This is a genomic window from Pseudomonas sp. CFBP 13710 (assembly GCF_014842235.1).
In the GTDB taxonomy this organism is placed as follows: domain Bacteria; phylum Pseudomonadota; class Gammaproteobacteria; order Pseudomonadales; family Pseudomonadaceae; genus Aquipseudomonas; species Aquipseudomonas baltica.
This window is the reverse complement of record NZ_JACYVJ010000001.1, coordinates 754,770-775,503: the sequence shown is the minus strand read 5'-3', so window position 1 is coordinate 775,503 and position 20,734 is coordinate 754,770. Positions and strand designations below refer to the sequence as shown.

Genomic DNA, 20,734 nt, shown 5'->3' with positions numbered 1-20,734 from the left:
CAACTACGGTGTGAAGCCAGGGGTTCTCGGCCTGCATCGGCAGGCGTGACAAACGCTGGATCAGACTTCGTCGGGGCTGCGCAGGTGGGTTACCGCAATACGCTGTTCGCGGCGCTGTTCCTTCTGCGACGGCATCTCGGCGCGGTAGACGCCTTGATCACCGACGACCCAGGACAACGGGCGACGCTCCTGGCCAATCGACTCCTGCAACAGCATCAGGCCTTGCAGGAATGCTTCAGGGCGCGGCGGGCAGCCAGGCACGTAGACGTCCACGGGGAGGAACTTGTCGACCCCCTGGACCACCGAGTAGATGTCGTACATGCCACCGGAGTTGGCGCACGAACCCATGGAGATGACCCACTTGGGCTCGAGCATCTGCTCGTAGAGGCGCTGGATGATCGGCGCCATCTTGATGAAGCAGGTGCCGGCGATGACCATGAAGTCGGCCTGACGCGGCGAGGCCCGAATGACTTCGGCGCCGAAGCGGGCGATGTCATGGGGTGCCGTGAAGGCCGTGGTCATTTCCACGTAGCAGCACGAAAGACCGAAGTTGTACGGCCACAGGGAGTTCTTGCGACCCCAGTTGACCGCGCCGCTGAGGACGTCTTCGAGTTTGCCCATGAAGATGTTCTTGTGAACCTGATCTTCTAGGGGGTCGGAAACAGTTTCCCTGGTGCCGATGGGATACTGCTCGTTGGGAGCATCGGGGTCGATCCGGGTGAGATTGTATTGCATTGCCAAAGCCTCATTGTTTCAGCTTCGCCTGCCGCTTGCGACGAGCTTCCGGTGCCCAGTCAAGGGCGCCCACTCGGAACAGGTAGACAAGACCTGCCAACAGAATTGCTATGAAAACGAGAGCTTCGACGAATCCGGTCCAGCCGCTTTCGCGGACGGACACAGACCAGGCAAAGAGAAAAAGGGCTTCGATATCGAAGATCACGAACAGCATCGCGACCAGATAGAATTTGGCGGAAAGGCGCAGGCGGGCGCTGCCGACCGGCAGCATGCCGGATTCGAAAGGTTCGTTCTTGCTGCGTCCGAAGGCTTTGCTGCCCAGCAGGCTGGAGAGCCCGAGCATGAACGCACACAGACCGGCAACACCGAGAAGGAAGATGGCAAAGCCCCAGTTGTGGGCGATGAGTCCTGTCGAATCGGGCATGCTGGTTTCCTTGGCAGGGGCCGGGGCCTCTGGGTTGAATGAAGTGTCGCAGTGACGATATGTCGCAGCAGAATCAATCGCGATGATTTTATGGGTAAAAGCCGGGCAAGTAAATTTCGGATCGCAAATTAATTCGTATCATTACGCACATAGGCTTATTCAATGTAGCTCACTGAGAGGATTTAGGTGGGTGAAACACGAAAATATCAAGCAGGCCAAGCTTTTACCGTGAGTACGCGAATATCTTAATGATAACTAATATCATTTAGCGTCTTGGATTGACCATGCAAGTTGGCTCAATTAACTGTGCGCAGTGTTTTACCCGCTTATTCGGTTGCCGGCATTGCGCTGGATCAATCGGACGCATAAAAAAGCCGCCGGCAACTGCATGCGGCGGCTTTGGATTCAACACCCATCCCTGTGGAAGCGACGATGACCCTGTGGGAGCGGGTTCTACCCGCGAAGGTGACGCTGCGGTCTGGCGGGTACACCGCACCGAATTCTTCGCGGGCAGAGCCCGCTCCCACATTTACCTTGCCGCACAGGCACCTCGTCCCACAGACGCTGCGCCCTCGCGAGAGCAGCTTGCCTGTGGGATCAGTGGAACTGCTCTTCCTCGGTCGAGCCGGTCAGGGCGGTGACCGACGAGGCGCCGCCCTGGATCACGGTGGTCATGTCGTCGAAGTACCCGGTACCCACCTCCTGTTGGTGAGCGACGAAGGTGTAGCCCTTTTCGGCATCGGCGAATTCCTGCTCCTGCAGCTTCACATAGGCCGTCATGTCGTTGCGCGCGTAGTCGTGCGCCAGGCTGAACATGCCATGCCACATGTTGTGGATCCCGGCGAGGGTGATGAACTGATGCTTGTAGCCCATCGCCGACAGCTCGCGCTGGAATTTGGCGATGGTCGCGTCGTCCAGGTTCTTCTTCCAGTTGAAGGAAGGGGAGCAGTTGTAGGAAAGCAGCTGGTCCGGGTACTCGCGCTTTATGGCTTCGGCGAAGCGGCGCGCCTCATCAAGGTCCGGCTTGGCGGTTTCGCACCAGATGAGATCGGCATAGGGCGCGTAGGCCAGGCCGCGGGCGATTGCCTGATCGAGACCGGCACGTACCTTGTAGAAGCCTTCGGGTGTGCGGGTGCCGGTCACGAACGGCTGGTCGTAAGGGTCGCAGTCCGACGTCAGCAGGTCCGCTGCGTTCGCATCGGTGCGCGCCAGGATGATCGTCGGCACACCAGCGACATCGGCGGCCAGGCGCGCAGCGGTGAGTTTCTGAACGGCTTCCTGGGTCGGCACCAATACCTTGCCGCCCATGTGCCCGCATTTCTTCACCGAGGCCAACTGGTCCTCGAAGTGAACGCCGGCGGCGCCCGCTTCGATCATGTTCTTCATCAGTTCATAGGCATTGAGCACGCCGCCGAAGCCGGCTTCGGCATCGGCCACGATTGGCGCGAAGTAGTCGATATAGCCTTGGTCGCCCGGATTCTTGCCAGCCTTCCATTGGATCTGGTCGGCACGTCGGAACGAGTTGTTGATGCGCTTGACTACGGTCGGCACCGAGTCCACCGGGTACAGCGACTGGTCGGGGTACATCGATTCGGCCGAGTTGTTGTCTGCTGCAACCTGCCAGCCGGACAGGTAGATGGCCTGGATGCCGGCCTTGACCTGCTGCACGGCTTGGCCGCCGGTAAGTGCGCCCATGCAGTTGACGAAATCCTTGTCGGGGCGGAATGAAGGCTTGGCGCCCTGGGTCACCAGGTCCCACAGTTTTTCTGCGCCCAGGCGGGCCAGCGTGTGTTCGGGTTGGACCGAGCCGCGCAGGCGCACCACATCGGCGGGCGAGTAGTTGCGCGTCACACCTTTCCAGCGCGGATTTTCGGACCAGTCTTTTGCAAGGGCCGCTTCTTGTTGTTCGCGTGTCAGTGCCATGGAGATAAACCTCGTGCATAGGTTCGATGATGGAGTTGCTGCGCCAGGCGCTGCTTGTGCCGAACTGCCGGTCGGCCTTCATCGTGCGGTGCGTTTGCCAGGGTGGCAAAGGCGCGGATCAGTGAAGGCGAGGCCATCATGCCCCATGGATTTTCTGCACGTCAAACGTTTTGTAGTGAAATATACGAAGCACTACATAAAGGCCAATTTCGCGACTGTGGAGTCATTTTTCGAGGCTGCGGTCGACGATTCCCGACAGGGGTGGCGCTGTCGTGCCTCAGGCTCAGTCAAGGGTGTCGACCTTTACTCGAACGGTAGTGTCGTTACGCCCCTGGGTGCTGTATTGCCGGGCGATGCCCTGTTGGTTGATGCTCGAATGCTCGTTCATGCCGGCCACCGTGATCCACTCGCCGAGCCGGCCGCTGAGGGTCGATTGCGTACTTTGCACGTTGACCACGTCGGCCCTTTCCTGGCTCAGTCGGTCGTTGTTTGTAGCGATGTTGAGGTGCACTACATCACCGGTCAGGCTGGCTGTTACGTAGAAACCCTGGGTGACATCGCGGTACTCGGTCTGCGCTTGCAGGCGGCCGTACGCGTCGGTGCCTGCAGTGGTCAGGGGTACGCTTTGGCCGATCTGGATCAGTGCCGGGCTGCCTTCGCTGGCCTGAACCTGCTGCACTCCGCCGCTGCGGTTGTCGGTGCCGTACTGGATGATGCGCGTGGTGCCACCGCCGTTGACGCGATAGCCGCGCTGGTTGGCGGTGTTGCTGTCGCTGGTGTCGACGCTGATCAGCAGGCGTCGCGCCGGCTTGTCCAATTGCTCGAGCAGCGCCGTGAGCTCGTCGAGCTTGTCGGGCTCGGCGTTGACCACCAGTTGGTTGCCGTAGGCTGCGACGCTGCCGTCTCGTCCCACCAGTTGTTGGGCGATGGGCAGGATATCGGCACTGGTGCGATAGTGAAGGGGCATGACCTGGGTAGCCGCTTGGGCACTGGGCATCAGGCACAACAGCAGGCTGGCGAGCAGAAGGTGCAGCGGCATGTCCGTGATCTCCGCATTGGATGTGCGGACAAGTATGGCATGCGCGCTGAATGTACAGGATGCAGCGTATCAGCCGAACCACGTCGCCGCTTTCGCGGCCGCTGACCGCCCAAAGGCGGATGCGAGCCTCCGTAGGAGCGGTCAGCGGCCGCGAAAGGGTCCCCGCAGTCCAGCAGGCGTATCACGATGCGCCGTTCGCGGCCGACGACCACGCTCACACGTGTCAGCTTGGACTGCGAATCATGTCCACATGGGGCAGGCCGGCTTCGAGAAACTCACCGCTGACGACGCGAAAGCCATGGTGTTCGTAGAACGTCGTGGCATGCACCTGAGCGCTGAGTTTCTGCTCGTGCAGGCCCAGTGCATTGGCATGGGCGATGACCGCTTGCAGCAACTTGTCGCCCACCCTCAGGCCGCGCCAGTCCTTGAGCACGGACACCCGGCCGATTTCACCGTCGGCGAGCAGGCGGGCAGTGCCCACCGCATAGTCGCCTTCGACAGCCAGGAAATGCACCGCGCTCAGATCGTCCTCGTCCCATTCCAGCTCGGCCGGAATCGCCTGCTCGGCGATGAACACCGCCTCGCGAATGCGCCGGATGTCGCGATTGTCCTTGTGCCAGTCAGCCACGCGCACGCCAATGCTATTCATCGATGGCGAACCCCAGGCTCCCTTGCTTCACCAGCTCGCAGAGCAGCGCGCGACCCTGTTCGTCGTGCATCCAGGGGCCCAGGTTGTCGATGTGCAAGGCGTCGGCCGCGCAGATCAGCTTCAACAGATCGCGCAGTTCGCCGGGCAACAAGCGGCTTTGGCCACTGGCGAACAACAACAGGTCTGCGTCGACTTCCGACCAGGCCAGGCGGGCGCTCGGGTTACGCACCAGCAGCGCACCCTGTTCCAGTTCGGCAAGCAGATCGGCCTCGGCCATGTCTTCGCCGGCGACCAGCTCCGGATAGCGCGGCTCGGTCATGAACTGGCCAAACCAGGTCAGCAACAGGCGCTCGTCGCTCATGTGCTCGGCCAGCAGGCGCTTGAGCCGATCCAGGGCGTCGTGCTGGATCTGGTGCGGGTCGGCCGCAGGCACGGCATCGGCGTCGCTGTAGCGCTCTTCGTCCGGCAGGAACTGGCTGAGGAAGTCGGTGAAGTGAGTCAGCACTTCGGCAGCGCTCGGTGCACGGAAACCGACCGAATAGGTCATGCAATCGTCCACGGCAACGCCGCAATGGGCCAGGCGCGGCGGCAGATAGAGCATGTCGCCGGGCTCCAGGGTCCACTCTTCGCTCTGCTGGAAGTCGGCCAGGATGCGCAGATCCGGATGATCGAGCAGCGGGCTCTGCGAATCGCACATCTGCCCGACCTTCCAGTTGCGCTTGCCCAGGCCCTGCAGCAGAAACACGTCGTAGTTGTCGAAGTGCGGACCCACACCGCCGCCCGGCGCGGCAAAGCTGATCATGACGTCATCGATGCGCCAGCTCGGCAGAAAGCGGAAGTGCTCCAGCAGCTCGGCAACTTCCGGGACGAACTGGTCCACGGCCTGGACCAGCAGGGTCCACTCGGTTTCCGGCAGCTTGCTGAATTCATCTTCGGCGAAGGGGCCGCGGCGCATTTCCCATGGCTGGGCGCCGTGCTCGATGACGATCCGCGACTCGACTTCTTCCTCGAGCGCCAGGCCAGCCAGCTCGTCGGCGCTCAGCGGGTTTTCGAAGTCGGTGAAGGCCTGACGTACCAGCAGGGGTTTCTTCTGCCAGTAGTCGCGCAGGAATTCAGCGGCAGTCAGGCCGCCCAGTATTTGAAGTGGGGTATTAGCTTTCATGTGTAACCTGCTGAATAATATTGCTTTTATAACTGGAATAAAAACGCCCGGCGAGGCCGGGCGTCAAAGCGTCGGTAGCGAATGTCAGACGCGCTTGGCCTGCGCTGCTGCATTGCCTATGTAGTTCGCCGGGGTCAGTTGCTTGAGTTCGGCCTTGGCTTCTTCAGGCATGTCCAGCCCGTCGATGAAGGTCTGCAGAGCTTGTGGGCCGATGCCCTTGCCGCGGGTCAACTCCTTGAGCTTCTCGTACGGGTTCTCGATGTCGTAACGGCGCATGACCGTCTGGATGGGCTCGGCCAGCACTTCCCAGCAAGCGTCCAGATCTTCAGCTATTTTCTGAGTATTGATCTCTAACTTGCTGATTCCCTTAAGACTTGCTTCGTAGGCGATCACGCTGTGGGCGAAACCGACACCGAGGTTGCGCAGCACGGTGGAGTCGGTCAAATCGCGCTGCCAGCGCGAGATCGGCAGCTTGCTGGCCAGGTGCTGGAACAGCGCGTTGGCGATACCCAGGTTGCCTTCGGAGTTCTCGAAGTCGATCGGATTGACCTTGTGCGGCATCGTCGAGGAACCGATTTCGCCAGCGATGGTGCGCTGCTTGAAATAGCCCAGGGAGATGTAGCCCCAGATATCACGATCGAAATCGATGAGGATGGTGTTGAAGCGGGCGATCGCGTCGAACAGCTCGGCAATGTAGTCATGCGGCTCGATCTGCGTGGTGTAGGGATTGAAGCCCAGGCCCAGTTCGTCTTCGATGAAGGCGCGGGCATTGGCTTCCCAATCGATCTGCGGGTAGGCCGACAGGTGCGCGTTGTAGTTGCCTACCGCGCCGTTGATCTTGCCCAGCAGGGGCACGGCTGCCACCTGCGCGATCTGCCGCTCCAGGCGGTACACCACGTTCGCCAGCTCCTTGCCCAGGGTCGTCGGCGAAGCCGGCTGGCCATGGGTGCGCGACAGCATCGGCACGTCGGCGAAGCGATGGGCCAGCTCGCGGATCGACCCGGCGATCTGGCGCATCAGCGGCAGCATCACATCGTCACGGCCTTCGCGCAGCATCAGCGCGTGGGACAGGTTGTTGATGTCCTCGCTGGTGCAGGCGAAATGGATGAACTCGCTGACCTTGGCCAGTTCCGGCAGCTTGGCCGCCTGCTCCTTGAGCAGGTACTCGATGGCCTTGACGTCGTGGTTGGTGGTGCGCTCGATTTCCTTGACGCGCTCGGCGTGCTCCAGGGCGAAATCACTGGCAAGCACATCCAGTACGGCGTTGGCCTCTGCCGAGAAAACCGGTACTTCGGCGATTTGCGGGTGCGCGGCCAGGCGCTGCAACCAGCGCACCTCGACCAGAGCGCGGAAGCGAATCAGGCCGTACTCGCTGAAAATGGTGCGAAGGGCCTGGGTTTTGCCGGCGTAGCGGCCGTCTACAGGGGAAACCGCAGTGAGCGAAGAAAGCTGCATGGGTATTCTCGGACAGTCGGGCTTTGAAAAGGGCGCGAATTATACATGAAAAAAGCCGATTGGGCGGCCCGGGCCAACCCTCCGGTCGTTCATCCGCGCATCAGGGGGTACAGCTCTCGCAACAGCTTGCGGCGGCTGATCACCAGCTGCCAGCGATGCCCGCCCAATTGTCGCCACAGGCGTGCGGCACGGATGCCGGCCAGCAGCAGGGCACGAATCTTGGAAGCGTTGTTGGGCTGCTGCAGGTGGCGCGTATCGCCATGCACCTGGATGCGTTGGCGCAGCGTGCTCAGGGTGTCCTGGTACAGCGCACCAGTGGCGGCGATGACGTTCTCATGGCCCTGGCCGAAGTGCTCGACCTGGTTCTGGATCTGCGGAATGCGCTTGCCGATGATCTCCAGCATCTCGCCGCGCTTGGCCAGCTGCCGCTCCAGGCCCAGCATCGACAGCGCGTAGCGCAGCGGCTCGCGCTGCAGGCTGCCGGGGTCTCGCTCCAGCGCGCTGGACAGCGCGCCATAACCTTCGCGCAGATGACTGTCGTCGCCACCGAACACTTCAAGCGTGTTCTGCGGATCGACCACCAGCAGGCTGCCCAGCAGGCAGGCGACGTCAGCCTCGGCGGCGGAACCGGTCTTGGCGATACGGTCGACCAGCACCGCCGCCTGGAACACCGCGCCCAGGGCTACCAATTGTTCCTGCAGGTTGTTCATGGCTGGCTCCAGGGCTCGGCGACTTCGATGACGCCGCCACCCAGGCAGATTTCGCCGTCGTAGAACACCACCGACTGACCTGGAGTGACAGCCCGTTGCGGCTCGTCGAATACCGCGCGATAGCCCTCGGCGGTGCGTTCCAGGGTGCATGCCTGGTCGCTTTGACGATAGCGAACCTTGGCCGTCAGGCGCCGCGGCTCGGCCAGGTCCACCGGGTTCACCCAGTAGATTTCCGAAGCGAGCAGGGCGCCAGAAAACAGCAGCGGATGCTCGTTGCCCTGGCCCACGATCAATTCGTTGGCGACCAGGTCCTTGGCCAGCACGTACCACGGGTCGTCACCGGCGTCCTTGAGGCCGCCGATACCCAGCCCCTGGCGCTGGCCGATGGTGTGGTACATCAAGCCGTGGTGCCGGCCGATGACCTCGCCGCTGGTGGTCTTGATCTCGCCTGGCTGCGCTGGCAGGTACTGCTTGAGAAAGTCGCTGAAGCGGCGTTCGCCGATGAAGCAGATGCCGGTGGAATCCTTTTTCTTGGCGGTCGCCAGGCCGTGCATTTCCGCGATGGCGCGCACTTCGGGCTTTTCCAGTTCGCCCACGGGAAACAGCGTGCGGGCGATCTGCTCACCGCCGACGGCGTGCAGGAAGTAGCTCTGGTCCTTGTTCGGATCCAGGCCCTTGAGCAGTTGCGTCTGCCCGTCGCTGTCGCGGCGACGCACGTAGTGGCCGGTGGCAATCAGGTCGGCGCCCAGCATCAGTGCGTAGTCCAGGAATGCCTTGAACTTGATCTCGCGGTTGCACAGGATGTCCGGGTTTGGCGTACGGCCGGCCTTGTACTCCTCGAGGAAGTGCTCGAAGACGTTGTCCCAGTATTCAGCCGCGAAGTTGGCGGTGTGCAGCTTGATGCCCAGCTTGTCGCAAACGGCCTGGGCATCCGCCAGGTCCTCGCGCGCCGTGCAGTAGTCAGTTCCGTCATCTTCCTCCCAGTTCTTCATGAACAGGCCTTCCACGTGGTAGCCCTGCTCCATCAGCAGAAGGGCGGACACGGACGAGTCGACGCCGCCGGACATGCCGACGATGACGCGCTGTTTTGCGCAGTGGCGGGGAGCTGGCTCACGCATAGGGATTCGATGGGGCCTCTGAAAAGGACGCGATTCTAACAGGGTGCGTCGGAAAACGCTCAGGTGCGAATCAGCTCCAGGCTGTGCAGCGGTCCGTTCAGGTAGTCGTCCAGGCATTGCATGACCAGCTCGCTGCGCAGTCGATGGCCCTGTGCGGCCAGCTCGTCGCGGGTCAGCCAGGTGGTGCCGCTGATGTCCGGATCCAGTTCGAGCTCGGGGTTGAGGTGCAGGGGGCGTGCACTGAAGCAGATGCGCTGGTAGGTCACGCCGTTGCTGGGCGCCGTGTACAGGTAGATGCCGACCACGCCGGTCAGCTCGACGTCCCAGGCAGTTTCTTCGAGGGTCTCGCGCAGGGCGGCTTGCATGAGGTTTTCGTCAGGCTCGAGATGGCCGGCAGGCTGGTTGAGCACCAAACGTCCGCCTTTCATTTCCTCGACGAACAGAAAACGCCCGCTGTCCTCGATGATGGTGGCGACAGTGATATGCGGTTGCCAGGTCATGATGGAATCTCCCATTGATGGACCCCTCGTAGGAGCGGTCCGTGGCCGCGAACCAGGCGCCGCGGTGCATCAGACAGTTCGCGTTGCTCCTTTCGGGGCCGATGACCGCTCCTACGGGCGCATGCGATCTTCCGTAGGAGCGGTCCGTGGCCGCGAACCCGGCGCCGCGGTGCATCAGACAATACGCGTTGCTCCTTTCGCGGCCGATGACCGCTCCTACGGGCGCATGCGATCTTCCGTAGGAGCGGTCCGTGGCCGCGAACCAGAGGCGCCGCGGTGCATCAGACAATTCGCGTTGCTCCTTTCGGGGCCGATGACCGCTCCTACGGGAGATCGCCTGCGCTTAAAAAGTCAGCCCCGGCACAGGGCCAGGGCTGGGGGTGTTACCGGTTCAAACCTTACACCAGCGAAGCGATCGCGGCGTTCAGGGTTTCGCTGGGGCGCATGGCCTTGCGGGTCAGTTCGGCATCGGCATGGTAGTAGCCGCCGATGTCCACTGGCTTGCCCTGCACGGCGTTGAGCTCGGCGACGATCTTCGCCTCGTTCTCGGCCAGGGTCTTGGCCAGCGGCGCGAACTGTGCCTGCAAGGCAGCGTCCTCGTTCTGCTCGGCCAGGGCCTGGGCCCAGTACAGTGCCAGGTAGAAGTGGCTGCCGCGGTTGTCGATGTTGCCGACCTTGCGCGATGGCGACTTGTTGTTGTCGAGGAATTGGCCGGTGGCCTTGTCCAGGGTCGCCGCCAGTACCAGCGCCTTGGGGTTGTCGTAGGTGCTGCCCAGGTGCTCCAGCGAAGCGGCCAGGGCCAGGAACTCACCCAGGGAATCCCAGCGCAGGAAGTTTTCTTCGACCAGTTGCTGCACGTGCTTGGGCGCCGAACCGCCAGCGCCGGTTTCGAACAGGCCGCCGCCATTCATCAGCGGCACGATCGAAAGCATCTTGGCGCTGGTGCCCAGTTCCATGATCGGGAACAGGTCGGTCAGGTAGTCGCGCAGCACGTTGCCGGTCACGGAAATGGTGTCTTGCCCGGCACGAATGCGCTTGAGCGAGAAAGCCATGGCATCGACCGGCGACATGATCTGGATGTCCAGGCCATTGGTGTCGTGGTCTTTCAGGTATTTCTGCACCTTGTCGATCATCACCGCGTCGTGGGCGCGTGCCGGGTCGAGCCAGAACACGGCAGGGGTGCTGCTGGCACGGGCGCGGTTGACGGCGAGCTTGACCCAGTCCTGGATCGGCGCGTCCTTGGTCTGGCACATGCGGAACACGTCACCAGTCTCGACCTTCTGCTCCATGAGCACGCGACCATTGCTGTCGCTGACGCGGACCACGCCGTCGGCGGCAATCTGGAAGGTCTTGTCGTGGGAACCGTATTCTTCGGCTTTCTGCGCCATCAGGCCCACGTTGGGCACGCTGCCCATGGTGGTCGGATCGAATGCACCGTGCTTCTTGCAGTCTTCGATGGCGGCCTGGTAGATGCTGGCGTAGCAGCGATCCGGGATCAGGGCCTTGGTATCCTGCAGCACACCTTCGGTGTTCCACATCTTGCCCGAGTCGCGGATCATGGCCGGCATCGAGGCATCGACGATGACGTCGCTGGGCACGTGCAGGTTGGTGATGCCCTTGTCGGAGTTGACCATGGCCAGGGCAGGGCGCGTGGCATAGACGGCCTGGACGTCGGCTTCGATCTGCGCCTGCTGCTCGGCGGGCAGCGACTTGATGCGCGAGTACAGGTCACCGATGCCGTTGTTCAGGTTGAAACCTACCTGCTCCAGCACGTCGGCGTGCTTGTCCAGCGCCTCCTGATAGAACTCGGCGACGATCTGGCCGAACATGATCGGATCGGAGACCTTCATCATGGTGGCTTTGAGGTGAACGGAGAACAGCACGCCCTGTTTCTTGGCGTCCTCGATCTCGGCGGCCACGAAGGCGCGCAGGGCTTTTTTGCTCAGCGCGGCGCAGTCGATGATCTCGCCAGCCAGGACCTTGGTCTTTTCCTTCAATACGGTGGTGCTGCCGTCGCTGCCGACCAGCTCGATCTTGACGCTGCCGTCGGCTTCGATCAGGGCACTTTTCTCGCTGCCGTAGAAATCGCCGCTGCTCATGTGCGCAACGTGGGACTTCGAGTCGGCGGCCCAGGCGCCCATCTTGTGCGGGTGCTTGCGCGCATAGTTCTTGACCGACAGTGGTGCACGGCGGTCGGAGTTGCCTTCACGCAGTACCGGGTTCACGGCGCTGCCCTTGACCTTGTCGTAGCGGGCGCGGGTGTCCTTGTCGGCATCCGACTCGGCGCTGTCTGGGTAGTCGGGCAGGTCGAAGCCTTGGTCCTGCAGCTCTTTGATCGCCGCCTTCAGTTGCGGTACCGAAGCGCTGATGTTCGGCAGCTTGATGATGTTGGCTTCAGGCGTGGTGGCCAGGGTGCCCAGCTCGGCGAGATCGTCCGGCACGGGTTTGCCGGCCTGCAGACGCTCGGGAAAGCTTGAAAGGATGCGCGCCGCCAGGGAGATGTCGCGGGTCTCGACGGCGATGTCCGAAGAAGCGGTGAAGGCTTCGATGATCGGCAGCAGCGAATAGGTGGCCAGGGCTGGCGCTTCGTCGGTGAAGGTGTAGATGATCTTTGAGCGGGTGGGCATAATCGAATTAACTCTCTTCTTTGCTGAGCGTGCACAGAATCTCGAGATGCGCAGGATAGGCGCTTTCGCTCGTTGTCATCAATGAGGCGAAAAATCGAGCATTGGTCGCGGTGATGTGGGATGCATCAGTAGAGCGTCAAGCGGTCGACCGGCAACAACGGCCCTCTCGCGACTCGCATGGGCGGTGCACGCGGGCGGACCGGTCCGACCAAGGTGACCCTGCGGTCACTGCGGCAGTATACCACTGGTCGCGGCGATGAATACTGTGTAGGGGGCACAAAGCTGGGCGGGTCGGCAGCTGCCGGAAACGAAACAGGCCATCCGTGTGGATGGCCTGTCCGGGTGCACATTCGCAGCAATGACGGCGAGCAAGCGCTCACGTTGCCCGGCATGCGCCCGAGGAACGCTTGCTCGCGATCACTGTTCCTGCGACGCGATCATGCGTTCGCGGACTGCCTTGCCTCTTCTTTGGTCGTCGCAGCGCTTGCTTGCGTGACTTCGGCCTCTACCGTCTTGATGGCCACGGCGTGCAGCCCCTTGGGTCCCTGTGAGATCTCGAAGGAAACGGCCTGGCCAGCCTTCAGCGTCTTGTAACCCTCCATGGCGATGGCGGAGAAATGGGCGAAAAGATCCTCGGTCTGACCGTCTTCGATAATGAAGCCGTAGCCCTTGGCATTGTTGAACCACTTGACTTTACCACTGCGCATACCCATATCCCTCTGCAAAGGACTCCAGCTCTGGAGTATCATCCACTTCGTGCGCAACACAACCGATTGAAAAAATTTGGTTGACTGCGCGGACCTTTCTTCCCCAATGTGGGTTCTACTGTTTGTAACACCGTTTTGCCGATAGTCAAGGTCATGCGGCGACCGAGTCAAAATTCGGTCACAAGGTCAACCCACCACTTCTATTCGCTCAACGATGAATCTTCTTTCCATGCATGCATTCAGTCAGATTCGACTAACCTTCAATCAAGACCGCCCGCAGTCGCACGAGGACGATTCGGCAGGCATTGCCGTCCAGGAATCCAAGCCTGCATTGCAGGCCCCACCGATGTATAAGGTGGTTCTGTTCAACGACGACTACACCCCGATGGATTTCGTCGTCGAGATCCTCGAGGTTTTCTTCAATCTGAATCGTGAGCTGGCGACCAAGGTCATGCTGGCCGTCCATACAGAAGGACGGGCAGTATGCGGATTGTTTACCCGAGACATCGCCGAAACCAAGGCCATGCAGGTCAACCAGTACGCCAGGGAAAGCCAGCATCCGCTACTCTGTGAAATCGAGAAGGACGGTTAACGCCGACCACTTGGGTATGAGGTGAAGCTATGTTAAACCGCGAGCTCGAAGTCACGCTCAATCTTGCCTTCAAGGAAGCGCGCTCCAAGCGTCATGAGTTCATGACCGTGGAACACCTTCTTCTGGCGCTATTGGACAACGAGGCAGCCGCCACCGTATTGCGCGCGTGCGGCGCCAATCTCGAAAAACTCAAACACGACCTGCAGGAGTTCATCGACTCCACCACGCCGTTGATCCCCGTGCATGACGAGGATCGTGAAACCCAGCCGACGCTGGGCTTCCAGCGTGTGCTGCAGCGTGCCGTGTTCCATGTACAAAGTTCGGGCAAGCGAGAAGTCACCGGGGCCAACGTGCTGGTGGCGATCTTCAGCGAGCAGGAAAGCCAGGCCGTGTTCCTGCTCAAGCAGCAGAGCGTGGCGCGCATCGATGTGGTCAACTACATCGCGCACGGTATTTCCAAGGTCCCTGGTCACGGTGACAGCTCCGAAGGCGAGCAGGAAATGCAGGACGAAGAAGGCGGTGATACCTCTTCGTCGAGCAACCCGCTGGATGCCTACGCCAGCAACCTCAACGAGCTGGCTCGCCAGGGTCGCATCGATCCACTGGTCGGTCGCGAGAGCGAAGTCGAGCGCGTCGCGCAGATTCTCGCTCGTCGCCGCAAGAACAACCCGTTGCTGGTAGGCGAAGCAGGCGTGGGCAAGACGGCGATTGCCGAAGGCCTGGCCAAGCGCATCGTCGATAGCCAGGTGCCTGATCTGCTCGCGAACAGCGTCGTGTATTCCCTCGACCTTGGCGCACTGCTGGCCGGTACCAAGTACCGCGGCGATTTCGAGAAGCGCTTCAAGGCGTTGCTCGGCGAGCTGAAGAAGCGTCCGCAGGCGATCCTGTTCATCGACGAGATCCACACCATCATCGGTGCGGGTGCTGCGTCGGGCGGGGTGATGGATGCGTCCAACCTGCTCAAGCCGCTGCTGTCCTCCGGTGATATCCGCTGCATTGGTTCGACCACCTTCCAGGAGTTCCGTGGCATCTTCGAGAAAGACCGCGCCCTGGCACGTCGTTTCCAGAAAGTCGACGTGTCCGAGCCTTCGGTGGAAGACACCATTGGTATCCTGCGCGGCCTCAAGGGGCGGTTCGAGCAGCACCACAACATCGAATACAGTGACGAGGCCCTGCGTGCGGCCGCCGAGCTGGCGTCGCGCTACATCAATGACCGACACATGCCCGACAAGGCCATCGACGTCATCGACGAGGCAGGTGCCTACCAGCGCCTGCAGCCTGAAGCCAATCGAGTCAAGCGTATCGAAGTGCCTCAGGTCGAAGACATCGTGGCCAAGATCGCGCGGATTCCGCCGAAGCACGTAACCAGTTCCGACAAGGAGCTGCTGCGTAACCTGGAGCGTGACCTCAAGCTCACTGTGTTTGGCCAAGACGCTGCCATCGACTCGCTGGCCACGGCCATCAAGCTGTCGCGCGCCGGGTTGAAAGCGCCGGACAAGCCCGTGGGTTCGTTCCTGTTCGCCGGCCCTACCGGTGTTGGCAAGACCGAGGCTGCGCGCCAGCTGGCCAAGGCCCTCGGCGTGGAGCTGGTGCGTTTCGACATGTCCGAGTACATGGAGCGTCACACCGTATCGCGTCTGATCGGTGCGCCACCGGGTTATGTCGGGTTCGACCAGGGCGGTCTGTTGACCGAAGCCATCACCAAGCAGCCGCATTGCGTGTTGCTGCTCGATGAAATCGAAAAGGCTCACCCCGAGGTCTTCAACCTGCTGCTGCAGGTCATGGATCACGGCACCCTGACCGACAACAACGGACGCAAGGCGGATTTCCGCAACGTGATTCTCATCATGACCACCAACGCGGGTGCCGAAACCGCTGCGCGGGCCTCGATCGGGTTTACCCATCAGGACCACTCATCCGACGCCATGGAAGTGATCAAGAAAAGCTTCACGCCGGAATTCCGCAACCGCCTGGACACCATCATCCAGTTCGGTCGCCTCAGCCACGAAGTCATCAAGAGCGTGGTCGACAAGTTCCTCACCGAACTGCAGGCGCAGCTGGAAGACAAGCGTGTGCAGCTTGAAGTCACCGATGCCGCGCGCGGCTGGCTGGCGGCAAGTGGCTACGATGTGCAGATGGGCGCGCGTCCCATGGCGCGCTTGATTCAGGACAAGATCAAGCGGCCGTTGGCGGAAGAGATCCTGTTCGGCGAGTTGGCCGAGCATGGCGGGGTGGTGCACATCGACATCAAGGACGGCGAGCTGACCTTCGATTTCGAAACCACGGCTGAGATGGCATAACGGCTCGACGCGGCTTGCGCCGCTGCTACAGGGGTTTGTACGGTCTCTGCAGCAGCGGCGCAAGCCGCGCAGCTTTTGGTGTCCAAATCCCACGCACACAAAAACGCCCGGCAATGCCGGGCGTGTTCATGTGTCTCGGTTCAGCGAGCGCGGTAGGTGATGCGCCCTTTGCTCAAATCATAGGGCGTCAGTTCAACACGCACCTTGTCACCGGTGAGAATACGAATGTAGTTCTTGCGCATCTTGCCGGAGATATGCGCGGTTACGACGTGCCCGTTTTCCAACTCCACGCGAAACATGGTGTTGGGCAGGGTGTCGACGACAGTGCCTTCCATTTCGAAGCTGTCTTCTTTCGACATGCAGTAAAACCCTCGGTATCCAGTTGATGGCCCGGTGCAACTGCGCCAGGCAAAAGCGGCGTGCATTGTGCCCGAAAAAGGGGGCTCAAGCCAAGGGGTTCAGTTAAGTGTTACCCATCTCTGGTTGATAAGCAGCTCGATGGGTCGATATTGCGTCTTGTAATTCATCTTCTGGCAGTTCTTGATCCAGTAGCCCAGATAGACCGCATCCAGGTTCAATCGCCGTGCTTCCTCGATCTGCCACAGGATCGCCAGACGGCCCAGGCTGCGCCGCTCTTCGGTCGGCTCGTAGAAGGTGTACACGGCGGACAGCCCGTTGGGCAGCAGGTCGGTCACGGCCACCGCCAGCAGCCGGCCTTCCAGGCGAAATTCGTAGAAACGCGAAAACGGCAGGTCTCGGACCAGAAATGTCGAAAACTGATCACGGCTGGGCGGAAACATGTCGCCATCGGCGTGGCGCTGCTCGATGTAGCGCTGATAGAGGTCGAAATACTCTTCGCTGAAGCGGGGGGTGGCACTCGTCACCTGGACGTCGTGATTGCGCTTGACGATGCGTTTCTGCTGGCGCGAGGGGGTGAAGCCTGCCGTGGGAATGCGTGCCGGCACGCACGCGTTGCAGCGCTGGCAGTGCGGCCGGTAGAGGTGGTCACCGCTGCGGCGGAAACCCATTTCCGAGAGGTCGGCGTAGACGTGGACGTCCATCGGCTGGCTCGGATCGAGAAACAAGGTCGTGGCTTGCTCGTCGGGCAGGTAGCTGCACGAATGGGGTTGAGTGGCATAGAACTTCAGGCGCGCCAACTCAGTCATGATGAACCCTCGGAATGAAACCATTGCATCAAGTGTAAGCCAGTGCCGGAGAACTCGCCTAGCGCTGCCATGTCGCGCTATTGGGTTGGTCGAGGTATTGGCTCAGATAACCGGCGAACTGATCTCGGGCGATGCTTCGTGCGCCCAAGCTGTGCAAGTGCTCGGTGGGCATCTGGCAGTCGATCAGCACGAAACCGGCCTGCTGCAGATGCTCGACCAAAGTCACGAAGCCAACCTTGGAGGCGTTGTCGGTGCGGCTGAACATGGATTCGCCGAAGAACAGTTGGCCCATGGCCAGGCCATAGAGCCCACCTACAAGCGTCTCGCCGTCCCACACCTCGACCGAGTGCGCGTGCCCTTGCTCGTGCAGGGTGAGGTACGCGCGTTGCATGTCGCTGGTTATCCAGGTGCCGTCGGTGTAATCGCGCGGCCCTGCGCAGGCAGCGATGACAGCGGAAAAGTCCTGGTCGAAGGTTACCGTGAAGCGTTGCTGGCGCAGTACCTTGCGCAGGCTGCGTGACACGTGCAGTTCGGCGGGCATCAGCACGGTACGCGGATCCGGCGACCACCAGAGAATCGGCTGGCCGTCCTCGAACCAGGGGAAGCAGCCGTGCCGGTAGGCCTGCACCAGCCGCTCGGGGCTGAGGTCACCACCGGCTGCCAGCAGCCCATTGGGCTCGCGCATCGCCTTGCTCAGGGGAGGAAAGACCAGTTCGTTTCGTTTGAGCCACGTCAGCATGATTGTTCGCTACGGCAGGGGAGGGTGGTACCGGGGGCAGTGAGTTCATCCTGCCACGATCCGGTCGGCACGCCAATGCATGGCAGCAAGGCCGGGCAGCCAGGGCGACCGAGCTTTCATGTAACTTTTTCAGGCAATTGCAGTCCCATGTCACTGTTCTTCAAGATTGGCTCGTAAGGCCTTGTCGGCAAACACAAAGCACCGCTGAATCGCATTTCGTGCGTCGCCCGATTCGGAGCTGAATGGCGCACGGCAAGCGACGCTTATATTGCAGATGCGCGAATTGCCGACAAAGCCGTACAATGCGATCTTTGCAGGGCCCGTTGTCCACCGATAGTGGCCATTTGCTGTATTTTTTGTCATCCATCAGTTGCGTGCTTCGACAGGCGCAGGAAATCAAGCGTTTTGAAGAAATCCACTGCCTCATCCGCTCCCGCATCGGTGCCCGTCTGGCGCCAGCAAATGCATTATCGCCTCAAGGAAGGCGCACTGATCGCCATGGGCGCGCTGTGCCTTTATCTGTGGATGGCGTTGTTGACCTACGATCAGACCGATCCCGGCTGGAGCCATACCAGCAGCAACATGGACCAGGTCCAGAACGCTGCCGGCCGGGCCGGTGCATTCGCCGCCGACATTCTGTTCATGGTCCTGGGCTATTTCGCCTACATCTTCCCCCTGCTGCTGGCCGTCAAGACCTGGCAGATCTTCCGTCAGCGCCACGAGCCCTGGCAGTGGAGCGGCTGGTTGTTCTCCTGGCGCCTGATCGGGCTGGTGTTCCTGATCCTCTCCGGCGCGGCCCTGGCCCATATCCATTTCCATTCTGCCGGCAGCCTCCCGGCGTCCGCCGGGGGCGCGCTGGGCCAAAGCCTGGGCAACCTGGCGCTCAACGCGTTGAACATCCAGGGCAGTACGCTGCTGTTCATCGCATTGTTTCTGTTCGGCCTGACCGTGTTCACCGACCTGTCCTGGTTCAAGGTCATGGACATGACCGGCAAGATCACCCTCGACCTGCTCGAGCTGATGCAGGGCTCGGCCAGCCGCTGGTGGGCGGCGCGTGCCGAACGCAAGCAACTGGTTGCCCAACTGCGTGAAGTGGACGAACCGGCCTACGCTGCGCCCAGGGTCAGCGAGCCGCGCGATGTCGCCAAGCCCAGGCCGGTGCGGCCTGCGCCTGTGGAACCGACCCTGCAGAGCCGTCCGGTGGCGCCCATCGCGCCGGTCGCAATGGCGGCGCCGGTCGCGGCCAGCCAGCCCGTGCGGCCTGCAGTACCGATCAAGCCGTTGAGCGAAGAAAGTACCCAGGGCGCACCCAGCGGCAAGCCGCCCGAACAGAGCGCGCGGGTGCAGAAGGAGAAGCAGGCTGCATTGTTCGTCGACAGCGCCGTGAAGGGCACCTTGCCGCCGATTTCCATTCTCGATCCCGCCGAAGAGAAGAAGGTCAACTATTCGCCGGAGTCGCTGGCGGCCGTGGGCCAGTTGCTGGAGGTGAAACTCAAGGAATTCGGCGTGGAAGTGACCGTCGATTCCATTCACCCCGGCCCGGTGATCACCCGTTACGAGATCCAGCCGGCGGCCGGCGTCAAGGTCAGCCGCATCTCCAACCTGGCCAAAGACCTGGCGCGTTCGCTGGCGGTGCTCAGTGTCCGTGTGGTCGAAGTCATTCCCGGCAAGACCACCGTCGGTATCGAGATTCCCAACGAAGACCGGCAGATCGTGCGTTTCTCCGAAGTGCTGTCCTCGCCCCAGTACGACGAGGCCAAGTCGCCTGTGACCATGGCGCTAGGCCACGATATCGGCGGCAAACCGGTGATCACCGACCTGGCCAAGATGCCTCACCTGCTGGTTGCCGGTACCACCGGTTCCGGCAAGTCGGTGGGGGTCAACGCGATGATTCTGTCGATCCTGTTCAAGTCGGGCCCGGAAGACGCCAAGCTGATCATGATCGACCCGAAGATGCTCGAACTGTCCATCTACGAGGGCATCCCGCACCTGCTTTGCCCCGTGGTCACCGATATGAAGGACGCGGCCAACGCGCTGCGTTGGAGCGTTGCCGAGATGGAGCGACGCTACAAGCTGATGGCGGCCATGGGCGTGCGCAACCTGGCAGGCTTCAATCGCAAGATCAAGGACGCCGAAGAGGCCGGGACGCCCCTGAGCGACCCGCTCTACAAGCGCGAAAGCATTCACGACGAGGCGCCGCTGCTCAAGACCCTGCCGACCATCGTGGTAGTCGTGGACGAATTCGCCGACATGATGATGATCGTCGGCAAGAAGGTCGAAGAGCTCATCGCCCGTATCGCGCAGAAGGCCCGTGCCGCCGGTATCCACCTGATCCTCGCTACCCAGCGACCTTCGGTGGACGTCATCACCGGCCTGATCAAGGCCAACATCCCCACGCGCATGGCGTTCCAGGTATCGAGCAAGATCGACTCGCGTACCATCATCGACCAAGGCGGTGCCGAACAGCTGCTGGGTCACGGTGACATGCTCTACATGCCGCCGGGCACCAGCCTGCCGATTCGCGTGCACGGCGCCTTCGTTTCCGACGAAGAGGTGCATCGCGTGGTCGAGGCGTGGAAGCAGCGTGGTGTGCCCGACTACAACGAAGACATTCTGGCCGGCGTCGAGGAAGCCGGCAGTGGCTTCGAGGGCAGCAGTGGTGGCGGCGATGGCGACGACAGCGAAAGCGACGCGCTCTACGACGAGGCAGTGAACTTCGTGCTGGAAAGCCGTCGTGCGTCCATCTCGGCGGTACAGCGCAAGCTCAAGATCGGCTACAACCGCGCGGCGCGTATGATCGAGTCCATGGAAATGGCCGGTGTGGTCACGCCGATGAACACCAATGGCTCGCGCGAAGTGATCGCGCCGGGCCCGATGCGCGACTGATG

18 protein-coding genes are annotated in these 20,734 nt (G+C 61.5%); 3 read left to right on the top strand and 15 right to left on the bottom strand.

What is annotated here, in order from left to right:
* Window positions 1–60: 60 nt before the first annotated feature.
* The 12 genes from IFT44_RS03300 to cspD all read right to left on the bottom strand — a co-directional run bounded on the left by IFT44_RS03300 (window position 61) and on the right by cspD (window position 13,055).
* Entirely contained in the window at window positions 61–735 is a 675-nt protein-coding gene (locus IFT44_RS03300; RefSeq protein WP_122477749.1) for a NuoB/complex I 20 kDa subunit family protein, read from the bottom strand.
* A 10-nt stretch (window positions 736–745) separates the two neighbouring features.
* Window positions 746–1,159 (bottom strand): NADH-quinone oxidoreductase subunit A, encoded by a 414-nt coding sequence (locus IFT44_RS03295; protein WP_043190089.1) that lies wholly within the window; start codon window positions 1,157–1,159, stop codon window positions 746–748.
* 597 nt (window positions 1,160–1,756) lie between these two features.
* Window positions 1,757–3,082 carry an isocitrate lyase gene (gene aceA, locus IFT44_RS03290; protein ID WP_122477751.1) on the bottom strand — a complete coding sequence of 442 codons (1,326 nt, stop codon included), beginning with the start codon at window positions 3,080–3,082 and terminating at the stop codon, window positions 1,757–1,759.
* 283 nt (window positions 3,083–3,365) lie between these two features.
* Window positions 3,366–4,121, bottom strand: a complete 756-nt coding sequence (locus IFT44_RS03285; RefSeq protein ID WP_122477753.1) for a secretin N-terminal domain-containing protein — start codon at window positions 4,119–4,121, stop codon at window positions 3,366–3,368.
* 223 nt (window positions 4,122–4,344) lie between these two features.
* On the bottom strand, window positions 4,345–4,770 hold the full coding sequence (locus IFT44_RS03280) for a GNAT family N-acetyltransferase (RefSeq protein WP_192175410.1): 426 nt from the start codon (window positions 4,768–4,770) through the stop codon (window positions 4,345–4,347).
* Window positions 4,763–5,932, bottom strand: coding sequence for a ribosomal protein uL16 3-hydroxylase (locus IFT44_RS03275; protein ID WP_122477757.1), 1,170 nt, complete (start codon window positions 5,930–5,932; stop codon window positions 4,763–4,765). Before IFT44_RS03275 ends, IFT44_RS03280 begins: the two co-directional genes overlap by 8 nt.
* An 84-nt stretch (window positions 5,933–6,016) precedes the next feature.
* Entirely contained in the window at window positions 6,017–7,387 is a 1,371-nt protein-coding gene (gene purB, locus IFT44_RS03270) for an adenylosuccinate lyase (RefSeq protein ID WP_192175409.1), read from the bottom strand.
* Between the two features lie 89 nt (window positions 7,388–7,476).
* Entirely contained in the window at window positions 7,477–8,097 is a 621-nt protein-coding gene (gene hflD / locus IFT44_RS03265; RefSeq protein ID WP_122477760.1) for a high frequency lysogenization protein HflD, read from the bottom strand.
* On the bottom strand, window positions 8,094–9,215 hold the full coding sequence (mnmA, locus tag IFT44_RS03260) for a tRNA 2-thiouridine(34) synthase MnmA (RefSeq protein WP_185793206.1): 1,122 nt from the start codon (window positions 9,213–9,215) through the stop codon (window positions 8,094–8,096). Before mnmA ends, hflD begins: the two co-directional genes overlap by 4 nt.
* A gap of 59 nt (window positions 9,216–9,274) precedes the next feature.
* The gene (locus tag IFT44_RS03255; protein ID WP_192175513.1) at window positions 9,275–9,715 is read right to left on the bottom strand and encodes an NUDIX hydrolase; all 441 of its coding nucleotides are present in this window, start codon (window positions 9,713–9,715) and stop codon (window positions 9,275–9,277) included.
* A 398-nt stretch (window positions 9,716–10,113) separates the two neighbouring features.
* On the bottom strand, window positions 10,114–12,342 hold the full coding sequence (locus IFT44_RS03250; protein WP_192055317.1) for an NADP-dependent isocitrate dehydrogenase: 2,229 nt from the start codon (window positions 12,340–12,342) through the stop codon (window positions 10,114–10,116).
* Window positions 12,343–12,779: 437 nt separating this feature from the next.
* Window positions 12,780–13,055 (bottom strand): cold shock domain-containing protein CspD, encoded by a 276-nt coding sequence (gene cspD, locus IFT44_RS21215; RefSeq protein ID WP_274604387.1) that lies wholly within the window; start codon window positions 13,053–13,055, stop codon window positions 12,780–12,782.
* 223 nt (window positions 13,056–13,278) lie between these two features.
* Between cspD and clpS the strand changes: the two genes are divergently transcribed.
* Together clpS and clpA are read left to right on the top strand one after the other, a co-directional pair.
* Window positions 13,279–13,641 (top strand): ATP-dependent Clp protease adapter ClpS, encoded by a 363-nt coding sequence (clpS, locus tag IFT44_RS03240; protein ID WP_043190060.1) that lies wholly within the window; start codon window positions 13,279–13,281, stop codon window positions 13,639–13,641.
* A gap of 29 nt (window positions 13,642–13,670) precedes the next feature.
* Window positions 13,671–15,941 (top strand): ATP-dependent Clp protease ATP-binding subunit ClpA, encoded by a 2,271-nt coding sequence (gene clpA / locus IFT44_RS03235; RefSeq protein ID WP_122477768.1) that lies wholly within the window; start codon window positions 13,671–13,673, stop codon window positions 15,939–15,941.
* A 140-nt stretch (window positions 15,942–16,081) separates the two neighbouring features.
* Here the strand turns inward: clpA and infA are convergent, their stop codons facing one another.
* The 3 genes from infA to aat form a co-directional block, all read right to left on the bottom strand.
* Complete coding sequence (gene infA, locus IFT44_RS03230) at window positions 16,082–16,300, bottom strand: translation initiation factor IF-1 (RefSeq protein ID WP_002553999.1); 219 nt, start codon at window positions 16,298–16,300, stop codon at window positions 16,082–16,084.
* A gap of 99 nt (window positions 16,301–16,399) precedes the next feature.
* Window positions 16,400–17,107 carry an arginyltransferase gene (locus tag IFT44_RS03225; RefSeq protein WP_122477770.1) on the bottom strand — a complete coding sequence of 236 codons (708 nt, stop codon included), beginning with the start codon at window positions 17,105–17,107 and terminating at the stop codon, window positions 16,400–16,402.
* Between the two features lie 58 nt (window positions 17,108–17,165).
* Entirely contained in the window at window positions 17,166–17,846 is a 681-nt protein-coding gene (gene aat, locus IFT44_RS03220) for a leucyl/phenylalanyl-tRNA--protein transferase (RefSeq protein WP_192059689.1), read from the bottom strand.
* A 405-nt stretch (window positions 17,847–18,251) separates the two neighbouring features.
* On the opposite strand from aat, the gene IFT44_RS03215 reads away from it, so the two are divergent.
* Complete coding sequence (locus IFT44_RS03215; protein WP_199861456.1) at window positions 18,252–20,732, top strand: DNA translocase FtsK; 2,481 nt, start codon at window positions 18,252–18,254, stop codon at window positions 20,730–20,732.
* Window positions 20,733–20,734: the final 2 nt, after the last annotated feature.

What these genes read in the sequence shown, in the direction of transcription:
- IFT44_RS03300 (WP_122477749.1), bottom strand. Translation starts at nt 735, where the DNA reads ATGCAATACAATCTCACCCGGATCGACCCCGATGCTCCCAACGAGCAG.
- IFT44_RS03295 (WP_043190089.1), bottom strand. Translation starts at nt 1,159, where the DNA reads ATGCCCGATTCGACAGGACTCATCGCCCACAACTGGGGCTTTGCCATC.
- aceA (WP_122477751.1), bottom strand. Translation starts at nt 3,082, where the DNA reads ATGGCACTGACACGCGAACAACAAGAAGCGGCCCTTGCAAAAGACTGG.
- IFT44_RS03285 (WP_122477753.1), bottom strand. Translation starts at nt 4,121, where the DNA reads ATGCCGCTGCACCTTCTGCTCGCCAGCCTGCTGTTGTGCCTGATGCCC.
- IFT44_RS03280 (WP_192175410.1), bottom strand. Translation starts at nt 4,770, where the DNA reads ATGAATAGCATTGGCGTGCGCGTGGCTGACTGGCACAAGGACAATCGC.
- IFT44_RS03275 (WP_122477757.1), bottom strand. Translation starts at nt 5,932, where the DNA reads ATGAAAGCTAATACCCCACTTCAAATACTGGGCGGCCTGACTGCCGCT.
- purB (WP_192175409.1), bottom strand. Translation starts at nt 7,387, where the DNA reads ATGCAGCTTTCTTCGCTCACTGCGGTTTCCCCTGTAGACGGCCGCTAC.
- hflD (WP_122477760.1), bottom strand. Translation starts at nt 8,097, where the DNA reads ATGAACAACCTGCAGGAACAATTGGTAGCCCTGGGCGCGGTGTTCCAG.
- mnmA (WP_185793206.1), bottom strand. Translation starts at nt 9,215, where the DNA reads ATGCGTGAGCCAGCTCCCCGCCACTGCGCAAAACAGCGCGTCATCGTC.
- IFT44_RS03255 (WP_192175513.1), bottom strand. Translation starts at nt 9,715, where the DNA reads ATGACCTGGCAACCGCATATCACTGTCGCCACCATCATCGAGGACAGC.
- IFT44_RS03250 (WP_192055317.1), bottom strand. Translation starts at nt 12,342, where the DNA reads ATGCCCACCCGCTCAAAGATCATCTACACCTTCACCGACGAAGCGCCA.
- cspD (WP_274604387.1), bottom strand. Translation starts at nt 13,055, where the DNA reads ATGGGTATGCGCAGTGGTAAAGTCAAGTGGTTCAACAATGCCAAGGGC.
- clpS (WP_043190060.1), top strand. Translation starts at nt 13,279, where the DNA reads ATGCATGCATTCAGTCAGATTCGACTAACCTTCAATCAAGACCGCCCG.
- clpA (WP_122477768.1), top strand. Translation starts at nt 13,671, where the DNA reads ATGTTAAACCGCGAGCTCGAAGTCACGCTCAATCTTGCCTTCAAGGAA.
- infA (WP_002553999.1), bottom strand. Translation starts at nt 16,300, where the DNA reads ATGTCGAAAGAAGACAGCTTCGAAATGGAAGGCACTGTCGTCGACACC.
- IFT44_RS03225 (WP_122477770.1), bottom strand. Translation starts at nt 17,107, where the DNA reads ATGACTGAGTTGGCGCGCCTGAAGTTCTATGCCACTCAACCCCATTCG.
- aat (WP_192059689.1), bottom strand. Translation starts at nt 17,846, where the DNA reads ATGCTGACGTGGCTCAAACGAAACGAACTGGTCTTTCCTCCCCTGAGC.